Source organism: Bradyrhizobium sp. AZCC 2230 (genome assembly GCF_036924495.1).
Classification (GTDB): domain Bacteria; phylum Pseudomonadota; class Alphaproteobacteria; order Rhizobiales; family Xanthobacteraceae; genus Bradyrhizobium; species Bradyrhizobium rifense.
In genome coordinates, this window is the sequence record NZ_JAZHRS010000001.1 from 6,469,964 (window position 1) to 6,490,430 (window position 20,467).

At 64.0% G+C, this 20,467-nt stretch carries 19 protein-coding genes; 5 read left to right on the forward strand and 14 right to left on the reverse strand.

Going from position 1 to position 20,467, the window contains the following annotated elements:
- Positions 1 to 15: 15 nt before the first annotated feature.
- From V1280_RS31020 to murJ, 10 genes are all read right to left on the reverse strand, one after another.
- A complete protein-coding gene (locus V1280_RS31020; RefSeq protein WP_148773491.1) occupies positions 16 to 1,011 on the reverse strand; it encodes a PhoH family protein in 996 nt (331 codons plus the stop codon).
- A 64-nt stretch (positions 1,012 to 1,075) separates the two neighbouring features.
- Positions 1,076 to 2,473 carry a tRNA (N6-isopentenyl adenosine(37)-C2)-methylthiotransferase MiaB gene (miaB, locus tag V1280_RS31025; RefSeq protein WP_334533330.1) on the reverse strand — a complete coding sequence of 466 codons (1,398 nt, stop codon included), beginning with the start codon at positions 2,471 to 2,473 and terminating at the stop codon, positions 1,076 to 1,078.
- 137 nt (positions 2,474 to 2,610) lie between these two features.
- Complete coding sequence (locus tag V1280_RS31030) at positions 2,611 to 3,291, reverse strand: HAD family hydrolase (RefSeq protein WP_334533333.1); 681 nt, start codon at positions 3,289 to 3,291, stop codon at positions 2,611 to 2,613.
- Between the two features lie 5 nt (positions 3,292 to 3,296).
- Complete coding sequence (locus V1280_RS31035; protein ID WP_148773494.1) at positions 3,297 to 3,752, reverse strand: Fur family transcriptional regulator; 456 nt, start codon at positions 3,750 to 3,752, stop codon at positions 3,297 to 3,299.
- Between the two features lie 38 nt (positions 3,753 to 3,790).
- Positions 3,791 to 4,276, reverse strand: coding sequence for a ribosomal protein S18-alanine N-acetyltransferase (gene rimI / locus V1280_RS31040; RefSeq protein WP_334533337.1), 486 nt, complete (start codon positions 4,274 to 4,276; stop codon positions 3,791 to 3,793).
- Entirely contained in the window at positions 4,273 to 4,968 is a 696-nt protein-coding gene (tsaB, locus tag V1280_RS31045; protein ID WP_334533340.1) for a tRNA (adenosine(37)-N6)-threonylcarbamoyltransferase complex dimerization subunit type 1 TsaB, read from the reverse strand. The genes rimI and tsaB overlap by 4 nt, the downstream gene beginning before the upstream one ends.
- Positions 4,969 to 5,055: 87 nt before the next feature.
- On the reverse strand, positions 5,056 to 5,625 hold the full coding sequence (locus V1280_RS31050) for a NifU family protein (RefSeq protein ID WP_334533343.1): 570 nt from the start codon (positions 5,623 to 5,625) through the stop codon (positions 5,056 to 5,058).
- A gap of 339 nt (positions 5,626 to 5,964) precedes the next feature.
- Complete coding sequence (locus V1280_RS31055) at positions 5,965 to 6,459, reverse strand: universal stress protein (protein WP_334533346.1); 495 nt, start codon at positions 6,457 to 6,459, stop codon at positions 5,965 to 5,967.
- A gap of 108 nt (positions 6,460 to 6,567) precedes the next feature.
- The gene (gene trpS / locus V1280_RS31060; protein WP_334533349.1) at positions 6,568 to 7,620 is read right to left on the reverse strand and encodes a tryptophan--tRNA ligase; all 1,053 of its coding nucleotides are present in this window, start codon (positions 7,618 to 7,620) and stop codon (positions 6,568 to 6,570) included.
- A 94-nt stretch (positions 7,621 to 7,714) separates the two neighbouring features.
- Positions 7,715 to 9,247, reverse strand: a complete 1,533-nt coding sequence (murJ, locus tag V1280_RS31065) for a murein biosynthesis integral membrane protein MurJ (protein ID WP_334533352.1) — start codon at positions 9,245 to 9,247, stop codon at positions 7,715 to 7,717.
- Positions 9,248 to 9,372: 125 nt separating this feature from the next.
- On the opposite strand from murJ, the gene V1280_RS31070 reads away from it, so the two are divergent.
- Positions 9,373 to 10,374: an adenosine kinase gene (locus tag V1280_RS31070; RefSeq protein WP_334533355.1), complete on the forward strand. Its 1,002-nt coding sequence runs from the start codon at positions 9,373 to 9,375 to the stop codon at positions 10,372 to 10,374.
- 116 nt (positions 10,375 to 10,490) lie between these two features.
- Here V1280_RS31070 and V1280_RS31075 read toward each other — a convergent pair whose 3' ends face one another.
- The gene (locus V1280_RS31075) at positions 10,491 to 12,296 is read right to left on the reverse strand and encodes an AMP-binding protein (protein WP_334533358.1); all 1,806 of its coding nucleotides are present in this window, start codon (positions 12,294 to 12,296) and stop codon (positions 10,491 to 10,493) included.
- 9 nt (positions 12,297 to 12,305) lie between these two features.
- Complete coding sequence (locus V1280_RS31080) at positions 12,306 to 13,499, reverse strand: serine hydrolase domain-containing protein (protein WP_334533361.1); 1,194 nt, start codon at positions 13,497 to 13,499, stop codon at positions 12,306 to 12,308.
- A gap of 341 nt (positions 13,500 to 13,840) precedes the next feature.
- On the opposite strand from V1280_RS31080, the gene V1280_RS31085 reads away from it, so the two are divergent.
- Both V1280_RS31085 and V1280_RS31090 read left to right on the forward strand, forming a co-directional pair.
- Entirely contained in the window at positions 13,841 to 14,161 is a 321-nt protein-coding gene (locus V1280_RS31085) for a hypothetical protein (protein WP_148773504.1), read from the forward strand.
- 178 nt (positions 14,162 to 14,339) lie between these two features.
- Positions 14,340 to 15,833 carry an NAD-dependent succinate-semialdehyde dehydrogenase gene (locus tag V1280_RS31090; protein WP_334533369.1) on the forward strand — a complete coding sequence of 498 codons (1,494 nt, stop codon included), beginning with the start codon at positions 14,340 to 14,342 and terminating at the stop codon, positions 15,831 to 15,833.
- A gap of 10 nt (positions 15,834 to 15,843) precedes the next feature.
- Here V1280_RS31090 and V1280_RS31095 read toward each other — a convergent pair whose 3' ends face one another.
- Entirely contained in the window at positions 15,844 to 16,785 is a 942-nt protein-coding gene (locus V1280_RS31095) for a helix-turn-helix transcriptional regulator (RefSeq protein ID WP_334533372.1), read from the reverse strand.
- Between V1280_RS31095 and V1280_RS31100 the strand changes: the two genes are divergently transcribed.
- Positions 16,777 to 17,658 carry an NAD(P)H-binding protein gene (locus V1280_RS31100; protein ID WP_334533375.1) on the forward strand — a complete coding sequence of 294 codons (882 nt, stop codon included), beginning with the start codon at positions 16,777 to 16,779 and terminating at the stop codon, positions 17,656 to 17,658. The two genes, V1280_RS31095 and V1280_RS31100, sit on opposite strands and share 9 nt — an antisense overlap.
- Before the next feature lie 35 nt (positions 17,659 to 17,693).
- Positions 17,694 to 18,059 carry a nuclear transport factor 2 family protein gene (locus tag V1280_RS31105; RefSeq protein WP_334533378.1) on the forward strand — a complete coding sequence of 122 codons (366 nt, stop codon included), beginning with the start codon at positions 17,694 to 17,696 and terminating at the stop codon, positions 18,057 to 18,059.
- A 102-nt stretch (positions 18,060 to 18,161) separates the two neighbouring features.
- Here the strand turns inward: V1280_RS31105 and V1280_RS31110 are convergent, their stop codons facing one another.
- Positions 18,162 to 20,378 carry a SulP family inorganic anion transporter gene (locus V1280_RS31110; protein ID WP_334538460.1) on the reverse strand — a complete coding sequence of 739 codons (2,217 nt, stop codon included), beginning with the start codon at positions 20,376 to 20,378 and terminating at the stop codon, positions 18,162 to 18,164.
- Between the last annotated feature and the right edge of the window lie 89 nt (positions 20,379 to 20,467).

Here is a 20,467-nt window from a genome sequence, read left to right on the forward strand (position 1 = left end):
CCGGCTGTTATCCCGTCAGGATTTACCGGCGGCCGGCCGCTGCGGCTGGCCTTCATAGGCAGAGACGATCCGCGCCACGAGCTCGTGGCGGATCACGTCCTCGGCTTTGAAATGAACTTGCGCAATGCCTTCGACGCCGCTCAGAAGCCGGGTTGCCTCCGCCAGACCCGAGGTCTGGCCGTTCGGCAGATCGATCTGCGAGGGATCGCCGGTCACGATCATGCGGCTGTTCTCGCCGAGACGGGTCAGGAACATCTTCATTTGCATCGATGTCGTGTTCTGCGCCTCGTCGAGGATGATCGCGGCGTTGGTCAGCGTGCGGCCGCGCATGAAGGCGAGCGGCGCGATCTCGATCTCGCCGGTCTGCAGCGCGCGCTCGACGATGCGTGCATCCATCAGATCGTAGAGCGCGTCGTAGATCGGGCGCAGATACGGATCGACCTTCTCGCGGAGGTCGCCGGGCAGGAAGCCGAGCCGTTCGCCGGCTTCGACCGCCGGACGCGACAGGATGATCTTGTCGACCTCCTTGCGCTCGAACAATTGCGCGGCATGCGCGACTGCGAGCCAGGTCTTGCCGGTGCCGGCGGGGCCGATGCCGAACACCAGCTCATGGCGCTTCAGCGCGCGGATGTAGGAGTCCTGCGCGGCCGTGCGTGCGCGCACCGGCCGCTTGCGTAAGTTGATGCTGTCGAAGGTCGACTTCGCCGACTTGGCGTCGAACTCGAACAGCGAACCTTGGGCGATCACAGCGCGGATCGCGCCTTCGACCTCGCCCTGGTCGACATCCTGCCCCTTCACGGCGTGCGCGTAGAGCGTCTCCAGCACGCGGCGCGCCGCATCGCAGCCATCGCGCGAGCCGCCGATCGTGATGTGGTTGCCTTTGGAGTCCACCACGACGCCGAGCCGCCGCTCGATCTGCGCCAAATTCTGGCCGTAGGGGCCGACCAGCGCGGATGCAGCGCGGTTGTCGTCGAAGTCGATGACGACCTGGGTCTCGGGCGGAACTTGCATGTCGCGGTCAAATTTGCGGCTGGGAGCGATAGAAGACGAATCCGATGCGCTTTTTGGCAAGGGTTCAGGCTCCGTTGGCGATGGATGATAAAGCGGGCTCGCGCGCAACGCGTGGCGTGGCGAGCTCACCGAGGAAACTGTAACGCTCGAGGCTGTCGATCCGCACCGGCAGGATCTGTCCGATGATGTCCGCCGAGGCCATCACATGGGCAGGCTGAAGGAAGGCGGTGCGGCCGACGATCTGACCGTCCCTGCGCGCCGGACGTTCGAACAGCACGTCGACCGTTGAGCCAATCGCAGCCTTGTTGAAGGCCGATTGCTGGCTGTCGATCAATTCCTGGAGCCGCTCCAATCGCTGGTCCATCTCGGCGGGGGAAACCGTCTCCTGCATATCCGCGGCCGGCGTTCCCGGCCGGGCGGAGTATTTGAACGAATATGCCGCAGCGTAACCGATTTGCGTGACAAGCGCGAGTGTGGCGAGAAAATCTTGCTCGTTCTCGCCTGGGAAGCCAACAATAAAATCTGATGAAAAAGCAATGTCTTGGCGCGCCGACCGGAAACGGTCGATGACACGCCGATAATCATCGGCGGTATGTTTCCGGTTCATGGTGGCCAGGATTCGGTCCGAACCCGACTGCACCGGCAGGTGCACGAACGGCATCAGCGCATCGAGATCACGATGGGCTGCAATCAGACTGTCATCGACGTCGCGGGGATGGCTGGTCGAATAGCGCAGCCGCGCGATGCCGGGAATCTCGGCCAGGCGCTCCAGCAATTGACCGAGCCCCCAGCTTTTTCCGTCCGGTCCGTCGCCATGATAGGCGTTGACGTTCTGGCCGATCAGCGTGAGCTCGCGCACGCCGTTGTCGGCGAGGCGCTTCACGTCGTCGATGATCTTTGCCACCGGGCGCGAGACTTCGGCGCCGCGTGTGTAGGGCACGACGCAGAAGGTGCAGAATTTGTCGCAGCCTTCCTGCACCGTGACGAAAGCGGAAATGCCGCGCGCGCGGATCGCATCGGGCCTGGGCTGGGCGAGGAAGCCGAATTTGTCGGCGGCCGGAAACTCGGTCTCGATCGCGCGGCCTTCATGGCCGGCGCGCTTCAACAACTCGGGCAGATGATGATAGCTCTGCGGACCGACCACGACGTCGACGGTGGGCGCGCGACGCACGATCTCCTCGCCTTCGGCCTGCGCGACGCAGCCTGCCACCGCAATCTGCATGGCGCGGCCCTCGCGCGCGGCCTCTTCCTTGGCGACGCGCAGGCGGCCGAGCTCGGAATAGACCTTTTCGGAGGCTTTTTCGCGGATGTGGCAGGTGTTGAGGATGACGAGGTCGGCGTCCTCGGCGTTGGCCGTCTCCACGAATCCTTCCGGAGCCAGTGTGTCCACCATGCGCTGGGCATCGTAGACGTTCATCTGGCAGCCATATGATTTGATGTGCAGCTTGCGCGGCGGCTTCATGGAACCCGGAATTGAGGTGGAGGACGGCCCTGAGATATAGGGTGAGGGCCCGAAAATCCAGCGATTGGGGCCTGAAAGGGTCGTTCCGGGGTACGACACAGCCGAGAAGTGCGGAATCGAGAGGTTTGGCGCCGGATTCAGCCCGTCAGGGCGTCCGCGGCTACCTGCCGGACCAGCTCGGGCAATTGATGCATGTCCGAGAAGGTCAGGTCGGCACCGGCCTGGCGCAGGGTCTCGGCATGGCCGGCCCCGCAATGGCTGCCGCCGTAAAAGCCGAACACTTTCATACCTGCAGCCCGCGCCCCGGCGATGCCGGCAAGGCTGTCCTCGATCACGACACAGCGCTCGGGCGGGACGCCCATTTCCTTCGCAGCAAACAGGAACAGGTCCGGTGCGGGCTTGCCGTTTGTCACCTGTGAGGACGAGAAGATGTTCGGCGCGAGGCGTTCGTAGAGCCCCGTGCTTCCGAGACTCACCCGCATGCGCGGGTGCGAACCGCTCGAGGCAACGCAGACAAATTGCGTCACGACGTCGAGCACGTCGTGGATGCCGTGGATCGCTTCGAGGTCGGCTTCGAATGCGCGAAACAGCTCGTCCTGCAGATCGCCGTGATAGGCCTCGGGCAGCTTGCGGCCGAGTTCGGTTTCGATCTCGAGATTGGCCTGTTTTGTCGAGCGGCCAAGGAAGCGCTCGGACACCTGCGCCGATGTGATCGGATAGCCATGACGCGTCAACACATCCGCATGCGTGCGACAGGAGATCGCCTCGCTGTCCACGAGCACGCCGTCGCAATCGAAGATGATGAGATCAATCGGCACGGGACTTAAGACGTCGGCTTGTCGTCGTCGAGCGGAACGCAATAGAGCTCGAGCCGGTGATCGACCAGCTTGTAGCCGAGCTTGCGGGCGATCTCGGCCTGAAGCTTCTCAATCTCTTCGGAGGTGAACTCGATCACCTTGCCGTCGCGCAGATTGATGAGGTGATCGTGATGGCTGTCGCGCATCGTCTCGTAGCGCGCGCGGCCCTCGCGGAAATCGTGACGCTCGATGATGCCGGCATCCTCGAACAGTTTCACGGTGCGATAGACGGTCGAGATCGAGATCTTGTCGTCGACGGCGACGCAGCGCCGGTACAATTCCTCGACGTCGGGATGATCGACCGCTTCCGCAAGCACGCGGGCGATGACGCGGCGTTGCTCGGTCATGCGCATGCCGGTGGCGGCACAGCGCGCCTCGATGCCGGACGCCTTGGATGCGGGAGAGGGTTTAAGTCCAGTCATGTGATGTCTGCCTGACGGGGCGCTTTCTGCCATCAATATTACGACAAGTCACGTCGCATCAGAAGTGCGTTCAATTGTTCCCCGTTGGCCTGCTTATAGTAGCGTTCGCGGCGCCCGACCACCACGAATCCGCCTCCGTCATAGAGCCGTCGTGCCGGCTGATTGTTCTCCTCGACCTCCAGAAATATCGTGCGCACGCCTCGCCCTGCGAGGTGACCGAGATGGGTCATCAGCAGCGTGCGGGAGAGACCGCGGCCGCGATGGGACTGGTCAACCGCGACCGAGAGGATTTCGGCTTCGTCCGCGCCGATCCGCGACACGGCAAAGCCGATGGTCTTGCGCCCCAGGCGCAAGCGGTGAATGAGCGTGTTGCGCTCGCTGAGCATGGTCTCGAACTCGCTTTCGCCCCAGCCGTGCGCGAAGGAGGCGGCGTGGAGCTGCGCCAGCCGCGCCGCGTCGCGCGCGGACGCCGGTTCGACGGCGGCGGTGCCGCCGCGCCACCATTCCGAAAACCACCTCATCATGACGTCGCGGCTTGAGCTGCGAGCAGCGGTTGGGCCGCCGGCTTCGCATCGGGCGCCTTCAGATAGAATGGCCGGGCCGGATTGGTGTCGGGATTTGCCGCGGCGCCGAGCCAGGCGACCCAGCTGATGTCAGGCGCGGGCTGCGCGTCGATCGAAACGGGTTGCGGCGCATCCTTCGGCCAGCGCTCAGCGAGAATTTTCGCGGCGTTGCCGACCAGATGCGGCGGGCCGAATTGCGAGGCTGCGATCGCCTCGTCGATGGGAGCGACGGCCGGCCGCACCAGCAAGCTGCCGTCACCGGCGACGATCTGGAAATAGACGTGGTCGTGCCGCGCATCGATCGCCGAGATCACCGGCGCCGGTCCGCTCTGGCCGACAATGGCGGCCGCATAGGCCGACAAGGTCGTCAGTCCGACGGCCGGTCGCTTGGCCGCGAGCGCAAGGCCGCGGGCCGCCGAAATGCCCACGCGCAAGCCGGTGAAGCTGCCGGGGCCGACCGTGACCGCGATGCGGTCGAGCGCCGTAAAAGCGAGATCGGCCGACTGCATCACGCGCGCGATCATCGGCATCAGCGCCTCGGCATGGCCGCGCTTCATGAGCACTTGCTCCTGCGCGAGGAGCTCGCCGGCTTCGGTGTCGAGAACGGCCGCCGCGCACGCCTCGAGCGCGGTATCGATGGCAAGGATCAGCATGGATGAGCGAATGGTGAGTGGCGAATGGCGGACAGTTTAGCCGATCGGAATTCCATTCGCCATTCGCTACTCACCATTCGCTGTTGATTACATCGGCCGGACTTCAACCACGTCAGGCACGAAGTGCTTCAACAGATTCTGGATGCCGTGCTGGAGTGTCGCGGTCGATGACGGGCAGCCGGAGCAGGCGCCCTTCATGTTGAGATAGACAATGCCGTCCTTGAAGCCGCGGAAGGTGATGTCGCCGCCGTCATTGGCGACCGCGGGCCGCACGCGGGTTTCGATCAGATCCTTGATCATGTCGACCGTCTCGGCATCGGACTCGTCGAAGAACTCGTCTTCGTCGTCGAGATCGACATCGCTTTGTACCGTGCCGCCGGCGAGCAGCGGCGCGCCGGACATGTAGTGCTCCATGATGGCGCCGAGGATCGCGGGCTTGAGCTGCTGCCATTCACCGTTCGCCTTGGTCACGGTGATGAAATCCGATCCGTAGAACACGCCGGTGACGCCGGGCACCTCGAACAGCTTTTCCGCGAGCGGTGAGCGCGTCGCGGATTCGCGGCTCGCAAATTCCATCGGGCTGCCGTCGACAACGACGCGGCCGGGAATGAATTTCAGCGTGGCGGGATTGGGGGTGGCTTCGGTTTGAATGAACATGGCTTTCTCCAGACGTCGCCGGTTCAAGGCCGGCGCGTGCTCCATCCAGTAGCAGATGGCGACGGCGAACGCACGGTCAAGGGGCACGGAGGATATTAGTCCAAGATTTTCAGAGGGTTGGGCTCCCCTTACCCTCCCCTGGAGGGCTAGTGGATGCACATATCTTTTCGAGCCGAAAAATCGACTCGTAATCAATGACTTGGTCGCTACTCAATGACGAAAATTCGCGAAGGCAGCTTCGCAAGAATTCGCCATTTTACTGCGTTGATGAGCCAAGTCGTTGATAAGACTCTGGAAGATATGTGCATCCACTAGCCCTCCAGGGGAGGGTAAGCGAAGCTACGACAGCGAATCCACGCTTCCATCGCTCAGCGCACCTGAAATGATGGTCACCGGCACCGGGAACGTGCCGAGCGCATGCGTGAGCAGCGCCACCCATGGGCCTGGCCCTTCCGCGCCGGGGCTGGCGGCGAGCACGAGCATGGCGATATCAGGGTCTTCGTCGATCACCGCGAGCAGCTGCTCCATCGCGGCGCCCTCGCGGATGAGCCGTTCGGGTGTGATCGCGGCAATGCCGTTGGCGCGGCCGGCGGCGCGGTCGAGCGCGGCTTCCGCCGCTTCATGCGCCTCGGCGCGCATGATGTCGGCGACACCCAGCCATTGCTGGTTCTGGTCCTCGATCTCGATGATGCGCAGCATCACCACGCCGCCGCCGGCGCGGATCGCCCAGCGGCTGGCGTAATAGACCGCGCGATCCCATTCGGCGGTGTCGTCGACGATGACGAGGCATTTGGGCTTGTGACCCGGCTCGAAGCAAAGTCGCTTGCTGGTCATGCCTATCCCGGAATGTGCACGGGAAGCATGCTGCCACACTCGCTCACGCTTGGGGAGAGGCGAAGCGGCCCGCGCCGTGGCGCAGGCCCAAGTTCGCAACCGCAGTAGTCAGCGACGGCGGATGAAGCCGACGATGTCCTTGGAGAGGTTCATGGTCTCCCCGGCGATGGCGCGAGCCCGATCGGAACCATCGTTCAGGATGGTATCGATATGGCTGGGGTCGGCGACCAGGCGCTTCATTTCGCCGGCGATCGGCGCGAGCTTCGTCACGCACAGCTCCGCCAGCGCGTTCTTGAAGCTGGAGAACTGCCCGCCGCCGAACTCGCTGAGCACGCTGGCCTTGGAACGGTCGGAGAGCGCGGCAAAAATGCCGACGAGGTTGTCGGCCTCGGGACGCGCTTCCAGGCCCTTCTCTTCGCTCGGCAACGGCTCCGGGTCGGTCTTCGCCTTGCGGATCTTCTGCGCGATGGTATCGGCGTCGTCGGTCAGATTGATGCGCGAATTGTCTGACGCGTCCGACTTCGACATCTTCTTGGTGCCGTCGCGCAAGCTCATCACGCGCGTCGCCGGGCCCGTGATCAGGGGTTCCGGCAGCGGGAAGAACAGGCCGTCATTGGCGCCATGGCTGCGGATCGAGTCGCCGAAGTCGTTGTTGAACTTCTGCGCGATGTCGCGCGAGAGCTCGAGATGCTGCTTCTGGTCCTCGCCGACCGGAACGTGGGTGGCGCGGTAAAGCAGAATGTCGGCGGCCATCAGCACGGGATAGTCGAACAGCCCGACCGAGGCGTTCTCGCGGTCCTTGCCGGCCTTCTCCTTGAACTGGGTCATGCGGCCGAGCCAGCCCATGCGCGCGACGCAGTTGAAGATCCAGGCGAGCTCGGCGTGGCCGGAGACCTGGCTCTGGTTGAACACGATGTGCTTCTTGGGATCGATGCCGCTGGCGATGAACGCCGCGGTCACCTCGCGGGTGTTGCGTGCGAGCTCGGCCGGGCCGCCCCAGACGTCAAGGCCCTGCGTGATCGCGTGCATGTCGACGACGCAATAGATGCAGTTGTGGGTTTCCTGCATCTTCACGAAGTTGACGATCGCGCCGAGGTAATTGCCGAGGTGCAGATTGCCGGTCGGCTGGACGCCCGAAAAAACCCGTTCAACGAATGGCATGGCAAGTGTTCCCAGAGGTATTCGGGCCGTCGTTTCCAACAGCGGCGCTGCCCCGTCAAGGGTAATTCGATCGACCCGCGCGGGCCGAGGTCGGTCAGGCGGGCCGCTTCAGGGCGTTAACCGCCTCGCGCCAGGACGCCGCGCCGAGGATTTGCAGGAGCAGGCCGTAGACGGCGGTTCCGGCGCCGATCTGCAAGCCCAGCACGATGAAACGGATCAGGCCGTGGGCCTCGACCGGCATCAGCCCCGTCGTCAGCCAGAGCAGGGCGCCCATGGCGGCGGCCGCAAGCACGATCCGCGGCAGCCGTTTGCGGGCGGCAGCATCAACCGAGAAGCCGAATTCGCTGGTGCCGTTTCGAAGCAAAGAGACAGCGCTGCTCCAGGCGCCGGCGGCGATGCTCGCGGCGATTCCGCTTGCACCGAAGAAGTGCCCAAGCAGCACGGCAAGCGCGACTGCGACCACAAAGCCTTTGGCCGTGGCGACCAGCGGCGTCATCGTGTCGCTGCGGGCAAAGAAGGCCGGCGACAGCGCCTTGATCAGCACATGCGCCGGCAGGCCCAGCGCCAGCCACATCAGCGCATGCGCGGTTGCCGTACTGTCCTCCGCGCCGAACGCGCCGTGCTCGAACAACAGCCGCACGATCGGATCGGCCAGCACGGCAAGGCCCAGCGTGGCGGGCAGCGCCAGCCCGGTCGCAAGCTCCAGCGCGCGCGATTCCGCTTGGGCCACGGCGTCGCGGTCGTCGCTGCCGACGGCGCGCGTCAGCTCCGGCACCAGCACCGTGCCCATGGCGACGCCGACAATGCCGAGCGGCAGCTCGATCAGGCGGTTGGCGAAATAGAGCCAGGACACGGCCGACGGCGTCGCGGAGGCGATGATCGCGCCGGCCACCATCAGCCATTGCGGCCCCGAGCTTGCGATCATGCCGGGGATCGCCTTGGCGAAGAAACCGCGCATCTCATTGTCGAAACTTGCGCGCAACGGTGACGCGAGATGCGCACTTCGTTGCGACACCAGCATCAGGAGTTGCAGCAGGCCGGCAATGCCGACGGTCGCCGCCAGCATCCATGCGGCGAGGGACGCATCGGCGTGCCACAGCAGGAGCGCGGCGATTGTCGCAATCAGCGCGATGTTGAACAGCAGCGGCGAGAACGCCGTGAGCGCAAATCTCCCTTGCGCATTCAGCAGCCCCATCAGCACCGTGACGGGGCCGGCAAAGGCCAGATAAGGCAGCATCAGTCGCGCGTTCTGCACGGCGAGATCGAGCGTGGGGCTGCCGACGAACCCCGGCGTGATGATCATGATGATCAGCGGCATCAGCAGCCCGATCACGATGGAGATCACGATCAGGGCCGCGCTGACGGTGCCGAGCACGCGTCCCGCAAATGCAGAGGCGGCTTCTTCGCCATCGCGGTCGCGGACGCGCAGCCAGGCCGGGATCAGCGCCGCATTCAGCGCGCCTTCGCTGAGCAGGCGCCGCACCACATTGACGAGCTGGAAGGCGGCCAGAAACGCATCCGCCACGGCGCCGGTGCCGAGCAGCGCCGCGATCAGGGAATCGCGGGCAAAGCCCAGCAGCCGCGAGGCCAGTGTTCCCGTCGAGACTGTCAGGAAGGAGCGGATCATCGGACGTACATAATACCGTTGCTTGCCCGTGGAGGCCCGGTCGTGATAGGCCGCAGACCAGATTTCAGGGCGACAGGAAGCGGATTTCCGCGGGTATCGCAATCCGGCAAACAGGATCAAGGTGAATGGCTGACGTGAAATATGACGTTCTCGGCATCGGCAACGCGCTGTTCGACGTGCTGGTCCGGACCGATGAAGCCTTTTTGGCCAAGCACGGCATGACCAAGGGCAGCATGTCCCTGATCGACGAGGCGCGGGCCGCCGCGATCTATGCCGACATGGGCCCGGCGACGGAAGTCTCGGGCGGCTCGGCCGCCAACACCATCGTCGGCATCGGCAGCCTGGGCGCGCGTGCCGCTTATGTCGGCAAGGTCAAGGACGACCAGATCGGCAAGCTCTATGTCCACGACATCCGCGCCGCCGGCGTCGCCTTCAACACCCCCGCCGCGACAGACGGCCCGGCCACCGGCTGCTCCTACATCCTGGTGACCGGCGACGGCGAGCGCACCATGAACACCTATCTCGGCGCGGCGCAGGATCTGTCGCCGGCCGATATCGATCCGGCCGAGATCGCGGCCGCCAAGATCGTCTATCTCGAAGGCTATCTCTGGGATCCGCCGGGCGCCAAGGAAGCCTTCCTGAAGGCCTCCAAGATCGCCCACGAGGCCGGCCGCAAGGTGGCGCTGACGCTGTCGGACTCCTTCTGCGTCGGCCGCTATCGCGACGAGTTTTTGGGGCTGATGCGCAACGGCACTGCCGATATCGTGTTCGCCAACGAATCCGAGCTGCACTCGCTCTACGAGACCTCCGACTTCGACACCGCGCTCAAGCAGCTCCGCAACGACGTCAAGCTCGGTGTGGTCACCCGCAGCGAGAAGGGTTGCGTGGTGGTGACGCCGACGGACGCCGTCGCAGCTCCGGCCTCGCCGATCAAGCAACTGGTGGACACCACCGGCGCCGGCGATCTGTTCGCGGCCGGATTCCTGTACGGCCTCTCGCGCGATCTGTCGCACAAGCAGTGCGGCGAGCTCGGTGCGCTCGCCGCCGCCGAAGTGATCCAGCACATCGGCGCGCGCCCGCTTGTGTCGCTGAAGGAGCTGGCCCAGCAGCGCGGGCTGACGGTTTAAGGCTCGCCGCTCTCCCGTCATTGCGAGGAGCGCAGCGACGAAGCAATCCAGACTGCCTCCGCGGAGAGATTCTGGATTGCTTCGCTGCGCTCGCAATGACGACGGGGGTTGGCAATTTAGGCCGTCTTCGCCGCCTTCAATCCCAGCCGCTGCTCCACTGCATCCCGCATCACGAATTTCTGGATCTTGCCGGTCACGGTCATCGGAAATTCGTCGACGAATTCCACGTAACGCGGGATCTTGTTGTGGGCGATCTGGCCATCGCAGAAGGCGCGGACCTCCTCTGTCGTCAGCGTCTCGCCTGACCTGACGCGGATCCAGGCGCAGAGCTCCTCGCCATAGCGGGTGTCGGCGACGCCGAAAATCTGCACGTCCTGGATCTTCGGGTGGCGGTACAGAAATTCCTCGATCTCGCGCGGATAGAGGTTCTCGCCGCCGCGGATCACCAGGTCCTTGATGCGGCCGACGATGTTGCAATAGCCCTCGTCGTCGATGGTGGCGAGATCGCCGGTGTGCATCCAGCCATTGGCATCGAGCACGTCGCCGGTCTTTTCCGTCTCCTCCCAATAGCCCAGCATGACGCTGTAGCCGCGGGTGCAGAGCTCGCCGCGTTCGCCGCGCCTGACGATCCGGCCGTCGAGATCGACGACCTTCACCTCGACATGCGGATGAATCCGCCCGACGGTGGAGACGCGCCGCTCGAGCGGATCGTCCGTCGCGCTCTGGAAGCTGACCGGGCTGGTCTCGGTCATGCCATAGGCGATGGTGACCTCGCGCATGTTCATCTCGGTGTTGACGCGCTTCATCACCTCGATCGGGCAGGGCGCGCCGGCCATGATGCCGGTGCGCAGTGATTTCAGATTGAACGTCGCGAATTCGGGATGATCGAGCTCGGCGATGAACATGGTCGGCACGCCATACAGCGCGGTACATTTCTCCTGCTCGACCGCGCGCAGCGTTGCGAGCGGATCAAAGCCCTCGCCGGGATAGACCATGGTCGTGCCGAGCGTGACGGATGCGAGGTTGCCCATCACCATGCCGAAGCAATGATAGAGCGGCACGGGAATGCAGATGCGATCCGCTTCCGTGAGCCGCATCGCGCGGCCGGTGAAATAGCCGTTGTTGAGGATGTTGTGGTGGGTCAGCGTCACGCCCTTGGGCGAGCCGGTCGTGCCGCTGGTGAACTGGATGTTGACGGGATCGTCGAACTGAAGCGCAGCACCGAGTACGGCAAGCTGCTCGCGATGCGCAGGCCCACCCATGCGAGCGACGTCCTCGAAGGGGATCGTGCCGGGCGCAGAAGGTCCACCGATCTGGATCACCATCCGCAAAGCCGGCAGCCGGGCCGCCTGCAGCTGTCCAGGCCTGGCGCTCGCCAACTCCGGCAGCAGCGTGTTGAGCATCTCCATATATTGGCTGGTCTTGAACGCCGTCGCGGTGACGATCGCCGCGCAGCCGACGTTCTTCAGCGCGAATTCCAGCTCGCTGAGCCGATAGGCGGGATTGATGGTTACCAGGATCAGGCCGGCCTTGGCGGCGGCGAACTGGGTCAGCGTCCATTCCGGCCGGTTCAGCGACCAGATGCCGATCCGCTCACCGCGTGCGAGACCGAGCGCGAGAAAGCCCGCAGCAAGCGCGTCGACGCGCTCCGAAAATTCCGTCCAGGTCCATCGCACGCCGTGGCTGGGCGAGACCAGTGCCTCCCGCTTGCCCCAGCGCCGCACGGCGTGGTCGAGACTGCGGCCGATGGTGTCGCCGAGCAGCGGCGTGTCGGAGATGCCGCAAACGTAACTGTCGGCTTTGCCTGCAGGACCGTCCGCCAAGTTCGTCTCCTCCAAATTGTTGCCTCGTGCCCAAAGCCGAAAGCGTTTGGGCACGAGGTTATCCCTTGCAGTGAAGGCGCGCGATGCCGCGCGCCTCATACTAAGGGGTTAGGCCGCCTTCTTCCCGCTCCCCGCATCGAGCCCGGCATAGACGCCGCGCTCGAAGCCGGCGAACGCCTGGAGACACTTGGCGTCGACGAACGGCAACACCTGCATCAGGATGACCCCGGAAACATCGCGCGCGGGGTCGATCCAGAAATAGGTATTGGCAAGACCGGCCCAGGCAAGACTGCCGGCGCTGCGGCCTTCCGGCGTCTTGGCGGTGTTGATCAGGAAGGAGAGTCCCCACTTCTTCACGATGTCGGGGAAGAGATCGACGTCGTTGGTGTACATGGGCGCCACTGTCGTCATCTTGCCAATCGTGAGATCGCCGATGTGGTTCTGGCCCATCAGCGCGACTGTCTCGGGCTTCAGCAACTGGTTGCCGTTGCCGCGGCCCTTGTTGAGGATCATCTGGGTGAACTTGATGTAGTCGACGGCCGTGCTGTAAAGGCCGCCGCCGCCCATGTGGAATTCCGGGTTCTGTTCGATCTCGAACGGGATCGGTGCCAGCGATCCATCCTCGCCGCGTGCATGCGTGGCGACCAGCCGCCGGCGCATGTCGTCGGTGATCTTGAAGGCGGTGTCGTTCATGCCGAGCGGGGTGAACATGTGATCGCGCAGATAGGCATCGAGACGCTTGCCGCTCGCTGCTTCCACCGCCTTGCCGACGAAGTCGATGTTGATGCCATATTCCCAGCGCGTGCCGGGGTCGGACATGATCGGCGTCTTCAGCGCGACGTTCTGGCATGAGAAGATGTTCGGGGTTCCGGTCTTCTCCAGATATTGCGCGCAATCGCCGTTCCACACGTTGTAGGCAAAACCGGCAGTGTGGGTCATGAGGTGGCGCAGCGTGATCGCGCTCTTCGCCGGCCGCAGTTTTGGCTCGCCCTTGGAGTCAAAGCCTTCCAGCACTTGCGGCGTGGCAAGATCGGGCAGCAGCGATCCGATCGGCGCATCGAGCGAGAGCTTGCCCTGCTCGACCAGCTGCATCGCGCCGGCACTCGTCACCGCCTTCGTCATCGAGGCGATCCAGAACACGCTGTCGGTGGTCATCGCATCGGGCTTGGACAGATCGCGCTTGCCGAACGCGCCCTGATAAATCACGTCGCTACCGCTGGCGGCGATCGCAACAACGCCGGGAATCTCCTTGGCGTCGCTTGTCTTGCTCAGAATCCCGTCGATCTCAGCTTTGCTTTGCATACGCGTTTCCTCCGGTTTGATTATTGTTGGAAGCGATCGATTGTCCTCCCGCATCCGCTGCGCGGCAAGCGTGGCCATATGCACCCTGCGGTCGCGATGTCGTGATTTGACGGTCCCGGCGTGGCGCGGGACGACTGAATTGCAACACGTCTTCACAATCTGCGGTGGATGGCCGCAACTGAGCGTGACCATGGATGGTCTCAGGCGATATGTTTCGAGCGTTTGAAGCACTTGAAACATTTTGTGCGTTGCGGCGTTCAGCATCGGGCCCAATGGGCGGCTGACGTTAAGACTTGAAGCAAATTTGGCGGCCGTTTAACCGGCCGCGAGGGGACCTTAAGATGATTTCGACCTGGAGCGAATGGAAGCGCTATCCCCGTCCCGGACGGGGCGACAATCTCGAAGCGCCGATCGCACCGGGCATTTACGAGGTTCGCATCGCCGGCACCGGCGCGCTCTACTCTTTCGGTGCGGTCGACAATCTGGCGCAGGCCCTGGCGCTGCTGCCGGTCGGCTCAAAATCCTGGTTCGGCCGCCGCGACACCTCCGATGCGCCCGATCTCGAATATCGGACCTGTGCGACCTCCTCGAAGGCCGATGCCAAGGCCGCTGCCGAGCGCATGATCGGCCGGCGCGAGACCTATATGAGCGGCGCGGCGTAGAGCATGATCCGGAAAAGTGTGAAGCGGTTTTCCGGAAAGATCATGCTCAAACAATAAGATCGCCGCTCCGAGTTTAGCTCCCGGCAGATGTGCGTTGCGGGACGGTGTATTGCGCACCGTCTGTCCCTATATTCCGGGCCGATTGACCGCCCCAAATGATCGTCCGAGGAGCAACGCCATGACCCCGACCGCCGCCGCACGCGCCCAGCACGCCACCGCCACCCTGCGTGACCGGTTGAAGGACCCTTCGCTCCTGAAGGAGGCCTGCTACATCGACGGCGCCTGGGTCGGCACGCCCGTCTTTGCCGTCAACAATCCCGCGACCGGTGTCGAGATCGCAAAAGTCCCGCAGCTCGGCGCGGACGACACCACCAAGGCGGTTGAAGCTGCCCAGCGCGCCTTCCCGGCCTGGGCCAAGCACACCGCCAAGCAGCGCTCCAACATCCTGCGCAAATGGTTCGAGCTGATCGCCGCCAACCGCGAGGACCTCGCGCTGATCCTCACCTCCGAGCAGGGCAAGCCGCTGTCGGAAGCGCTCGGCGAGGTCGATATCGGCGCCGCCTATATCGAGTTCTTCGCGGAAGAGGCGAGGCGCGTCTATGGCGAGACGATTCCGAGCCAGCGGCCCGATGCGCGCCTGCTCGCGATCAAGCAGCCGATCGGTGTCTGCGGCGCCATCACCCCGTGGAATTTTCCGAACTCGATGATCACCCGAAAGGTGTCGCCGGCGCTGGCCGCGGGCTGCACCGTGGTGCTCAAGCCCGCCAACGAGACGCCCCTGTCGGCCTTGGCGCTGGCCGTGCTGGCCGAGAAGGCTGGCATTCCCAAGGGCGTGCTCAACATCATCACCGGTGACGCGCCGCCGATCGGCAAGGTGCTGTGCGAGCATCCGGCAGTGCGCTTCGTCGGCTTCACCGGCTCGACCGCCGTCGGCAAGATCCTCTACCAGCAGGCTTCCGTCGGCGTGAAGCGGCTCGGGCTCGAGCTCGGCGGCAACGCGCCGTTCGTGGTGTTCGACGATGCCGACATCGACGCCGCGGTCGAGGGCGCGATCGTCTCGAAATACCGCAACATGGGCCAGACCTGCGTCTGCGCCAACCGCATCTACGCCCAGGACAAGATCTACGACGAGTTCGTCAAGAAGCTGTCGGCGAAGGTCGCGGCGATGAAGATCGGCGACGGCACGGAAGCCGGCGTCACGCAGGGCCCGCTGATCAACATGAAGGCGATCGACAAGGTCGAGCGCCACATCGCCGATGCCGTCAAGCGCGGCGCCAAGGTCGTGACCGGCGGCAAGCGCAGCGAGCTCGGACGTTCCTTCTTCGAGCCGACCGTGCTCGCCGACGTCAATCCGGACTCGCTGGTGTCGCAGGAAGAGACTTTTGGCCCGCTCGCGCCGGTGATCCGTTTCAAGGACGAGGCCGACGTGATCGCGATGTGCAACGCCTCGCCGTTCGGCCTTGCATCCTACTTCTATTCCCGCGATCTCGGCCGCGTCTGGCGCGTCGCCGAAGCGCTGGAATCCGGCATGGTCGGCGTCAACACCGGCCTGATCACCACGGAAGTTGCGCCCTTCGGCGGCGTCAAGGAAAGCGGCCTGGGCCGCGAAGGCTCGCGTCACGGCATGGAAGAATATGTCGAGATCAAATACGTGATGATGGCGGGGCTGTGAGGACCCCCAATCAGGACTTGCTTCGGCGCAGCTCACCGGGACTGCGCCCGAACTCGCGGCGCATCCATTTGGCCAGGTGCGACTGATGGGAAAAGCCTGCTTCCAGTGCGATATCGCTGAGCTTCCGATCGCCCTGGAGGAGGAGCTGGCGTGCGTGCTCCAGCCTCCGTCTCAGGACGTAGCGATGAATCGTGACGTCCATGGCCGCCTTGAACCAGGTCCGCAGATGTGAGCTGCTGACGCCGGCCTCGCGGCAGAGAATGTCGATGGTGAGCGACTGGTCGAGATTTTCGTCGATATAGGCCAGAACTCTCTGAAGTTGCGTGTCGGAGAGGCGAATGGTCTCACCCGGCGGATCATTCGCAAGGCTGAGCAACTCGACTGCCAGGGCCATTCCAACGTTCTCGGCAAACAAGGGACCGCTCGGCGAGCCAGCCTTCACATCGCTTTCGAGGGCTTGTCCGAGCAGGATGATGCGTTCATTCCGCAGCATATGATGATGCATGAGTCGGACGGATGCCAATTGCCGGCTCCTCGAAGCCGCATGGTTCAGCATGCTGGGCGCGAGCCGGATCTGCAGCGACTGGTAGGGCGTTTCTGCCACGAAACCGGCGATGGCGCCGGACGGAATCACATCAATATCGCCGGCCTGACGCAGATGCTTGTCTCCGGTCTCGAGACAAATTGTGCGCGTCGCAGGGCTGAGATGGATGATAATCCGGTGATCGCCGATCGGTGCCAGTGCAACGGAATCAGGCTCGGTTCGCGTAGCCGCGGCGGTGCTGCCGGTCGATGATGGTGCCGAACTCGATGTCGCACGCATGGGCCGGGCTCCAAATTGGCTTGGCGGAACGTGATCGATATTTGGCGCATCGTGCGCGATTTTCAACGGCGAGGGCGTCAAACAACTCATCTGTCGTGTCGTGACAAATGAGGATGCAAAGTGAGCCATTATGTAATTATCGGAGCTGGCCCCGTCGGACGCGAAACCGCGCGTCTTCTCGCAGAGGAAGGACACAGCGTCATCCTGACCAGCAGGAATGCGGGGGCGCTCGATATCGCAGGTGTACGGACGGTTTCGTCGGATGCCACTGACGCCGCGCAGCTGGCGGGACTGGCCAAGGGCGCGGATGCGATCTTCATGTGTGCGATGGCGGCCTATCACCGATGGCCAACCGACTTCTTTCCAATCATGGACGGAACGATCAAGGCGGCCGAGCAGGTTGGCGCCAGGCTGCTCGTGGTCGGGAACGTCTACGGCTATGGCGCGGGAGCTGTGAGCCCTCTCACTCCCGACCTGGAGCCGGACCCGACCAGTCGAAAAGGCACGACCCGCCACATCATGTGGCAGAGCGCGCTACGATCGAACGTTCCTGCCATCGAGGTTCGTGCAAGCGACTATCTGGGCAAGGATGCGGTCGCGTATTTCTCGCTGCTGGCGTTGCCGTCGCTGCTCAAGAACGAGCCGGTCTCTTTCCTCGGCGATCCCGATGTGGCGCATGCCTGGTCATTCACCAAGGATACCGCGAAGACGCTGGTCGCCGCATCGCGTTTCACCGGAGAATGGGGCCGCGCCTTTCACGTGCCGTCGCAATCGGCGTCGGTGCGAGAATTGGTGCGAAGATTCGCAGCCGCGCTGAAGATCGACGTCCCGAACCTGCTTCGCCTCACCGCGGCCGATCTGGAAGCCGTCGGCTTCAGCGAGGGAATTGAGATGGCCTATTTGTTCGAAAAGCCGCTTCTGCTCGACGCCGACGAGACGGAGAACCTGCTGGGTGTCACCGCGAGCAGCCTGGACACGATGGTTCGTGACACCCTCGCGTAGGTGACAGGCATGGATGTGACCAGGAAGGAAACAGAATGAGCGAACAGGTGACAAATCTCGTCCAGGACTACATCGCCGTTTGGAACGAGCGCGATGCCGGGAAACGCCGGCTGCTGATCGACAAGGTTTTTAGCGACGAATGCGTCTATATCGACCCGAACGAGTCGGTCGCCGGACGGGATGCAATCGAGCGCCTGGTGGAAGCGTTGCAGGCAAGGGTTCCGGATTTGCGCTTCACACTGGCGGGCCGCGTGAATGCGCATCACGATCAGGCCCTGTTTGGCTGGACACTGGCCGCGCCCGGAGCCGCAACGCCGGCTGCCACCGGCATCGACATGGCGGTGCTGGATGGAGACCGCATCCGGCAGCTTCATGGATTTGTAAATCCGCGGCCGTCATGAGTGAGGCGTCGTAGCCCGGATGGAGCGAAGCGAAATCCGGGTTCTTCGCGCGGCGTAAAAGACTCCCGGATTGCGCTTCGCTCCATCCGGACTACGGGCTAGTTATCGCCGCAGCACCGCGATCGTCCGGTTCGCAAATGTCAGCCGCTCCGCCATGACCGACACGAAATACGTCAGCAGCTTGTGGCTGAGCGCGGGGTCTTCTTCCCTGATCGCGTCGAACTGGTGCGTGTTCAGCACGTAGAGCACGCTGTCGACCTCGGCCTGGATGGTGGCGCTGCGCGGGGTCTGTGACACCAGGCCCATCTCGCCGATCGTGGTGTAGCGGCCCAGGCTGCGCACGCGCGTGGTGCGGTCGTCCTCGGCGGGGACCATGATGCCGACGCGGCCGTCGAGGATGAAGTGCATGGAATCGGCGGGGTCGCCGGCCTGCACGATGATCTCGCCGGCTTCGACCTCGATGCGCTGGCAGCGGCGGATCAGCTCGTCGGCGTCGTCCTCGCTGTCGAGAATGCCTGTGAACCAGTCGCGCAGGCTGGCTTCTTCCTGCGCCAGGCCCTGGTGCTGCGAGATCAGTTCGTTCTCGCACCATTCCAGCGCATGATCGAGCTCGGGGATGATGGTGACGCTGCCGCCTACGAAATCGCTGGAGCGCAGCACCTTCTCGGCCGCGGCCGACAGATGCACCAGGATCAGCTCGACGCCGAGATCGGCCGCGCTGCGCTTGATCTGGGCGAAACTGTAGGCTGCCGATGAATCCACACCGGTGACGAGCTTGAAGTCGAACAGCAGATAGCGGCACTCCGGGCGCTCATGGAGCAATTGCTTGACGTGCTGGTAGAGCCGGTTGGCGGAGCCGAAGAACAGATAGCTCTGGAGGTTGAGGCCCTGGATCTTGCCGCCATGGGCCAGCAGCACCTCCTGGTCGTCGCGCGAGCGGTCGAGCGAGGAGCGGTATTCGGAGCCGTCAAAACTGTACTTGATCGATTCCACCCGCGCCGCGCTGAATGCAAAGGTCGCGCAGCCGATGATGACGCCGATCAGGATGCCTGGCACGAAGCCCCAGGCCACGATGATGACGATGATGGCGACCAGCGACAGATATTCGAGCTTCGAAAGCCGCTTGCGCGACTCGATGATCCATTTGTGCAGCTGGTCGGCGCCGAGATAGAGCAGCAGGCCGCCGAGCACGAATTTCGGAATGAAGCCGAGCAGCTCGGGCGCGATTGCGAGCATCAGCAGCGACAGCACCGAGGCGGTGAGGCCGGACAGCCGTCCGCGGCCGCCGCTGGAGAAATTCAGGATCGAGCGGCTGATCGAGCTGCAGCCGGTGTAGCCGCCGAGCACGCCGGAGAGGATGTTGGCCGCGCCCGTGACGTTCAACTCGCGCTCCAGATTGGCCTCGCGGTGCACGGCGACCTCGATGCCGGTGGTGTTGAACAGCGTGCTCGACGCCGTGACGAAAATGACGGCGACGAGATTGCCGAGCAGGTCGGGTACGGCAAACCAGGGATATTGGGCGAGTTCGTCGGTGTGCCAGGGCAGCATGAACGCGGCCGCCGGCGGCGGCTGAAACGTCCAGCCCATGCTACGCGCCCCGTCGAGCGAGACACCCGAGATCCAGAACGCCAGATGTGCGGTGATCACGCCGCCGACCAGGATGATCGGCAGACCGAACGGAGTCCGTGAGCGGTGCCAGGTCAGATACAGCACCAGCGCCATGGCGCAGGCGGCGCCGAGCTCCAGCAGCGTGGTGCCGTTGGCGAAGCGCGGCAGTGTCGAGAGCTGCACCGGGGTGTTGGTGATGACCCTGACCGCACCGAGGGCGATGAGAAGTCCGGTGGCGCCGAGGAAGCCGCCGACCACGGGATAGGGCACGTAACGGATGGCGCGGCCCAACCGCGTCAGGCCCAGCCCGCACAGCACGACGCCAGTGAGCACGGTCGACAGGCCGAGCGTGATCAGGACCGGCGAGAGCAGCGGTGCCGACAGATTGGCCGTTTCGATGTGCTCGACCAGCGAGGCCGCCAGAATTCCGGTCACAGCAGCGGTCGAGCTGTCGGGGGCGGCGATCGCAAAGGGAAGCGAGCTGCCGAGGCCAATCACGGCGGCAAGCACCGCCGAGCTGATGAAGGTCGCTGCGATGCCGTAGGACAGATAGGGCGAGAGCGGGCCGGCGAAGATCAGCAGCGCATAGGACAGCCCGAACGTGACCGTGAGGATGCTCGCAGCACCTCCGCCCAGCATATCATTCAGCGCACGCTTGACGGACGGGTTGATCCCAGCGACCGGATCAAAGCCAATTGCCGGATCTGTCACGTCCTGAAACTCGCTCATGAAATGTCCTGTCCGGAGAGGTAGACGACTGCGAGCCTAGCGCAACAGAATTCTTGCAAATATGAAGTATC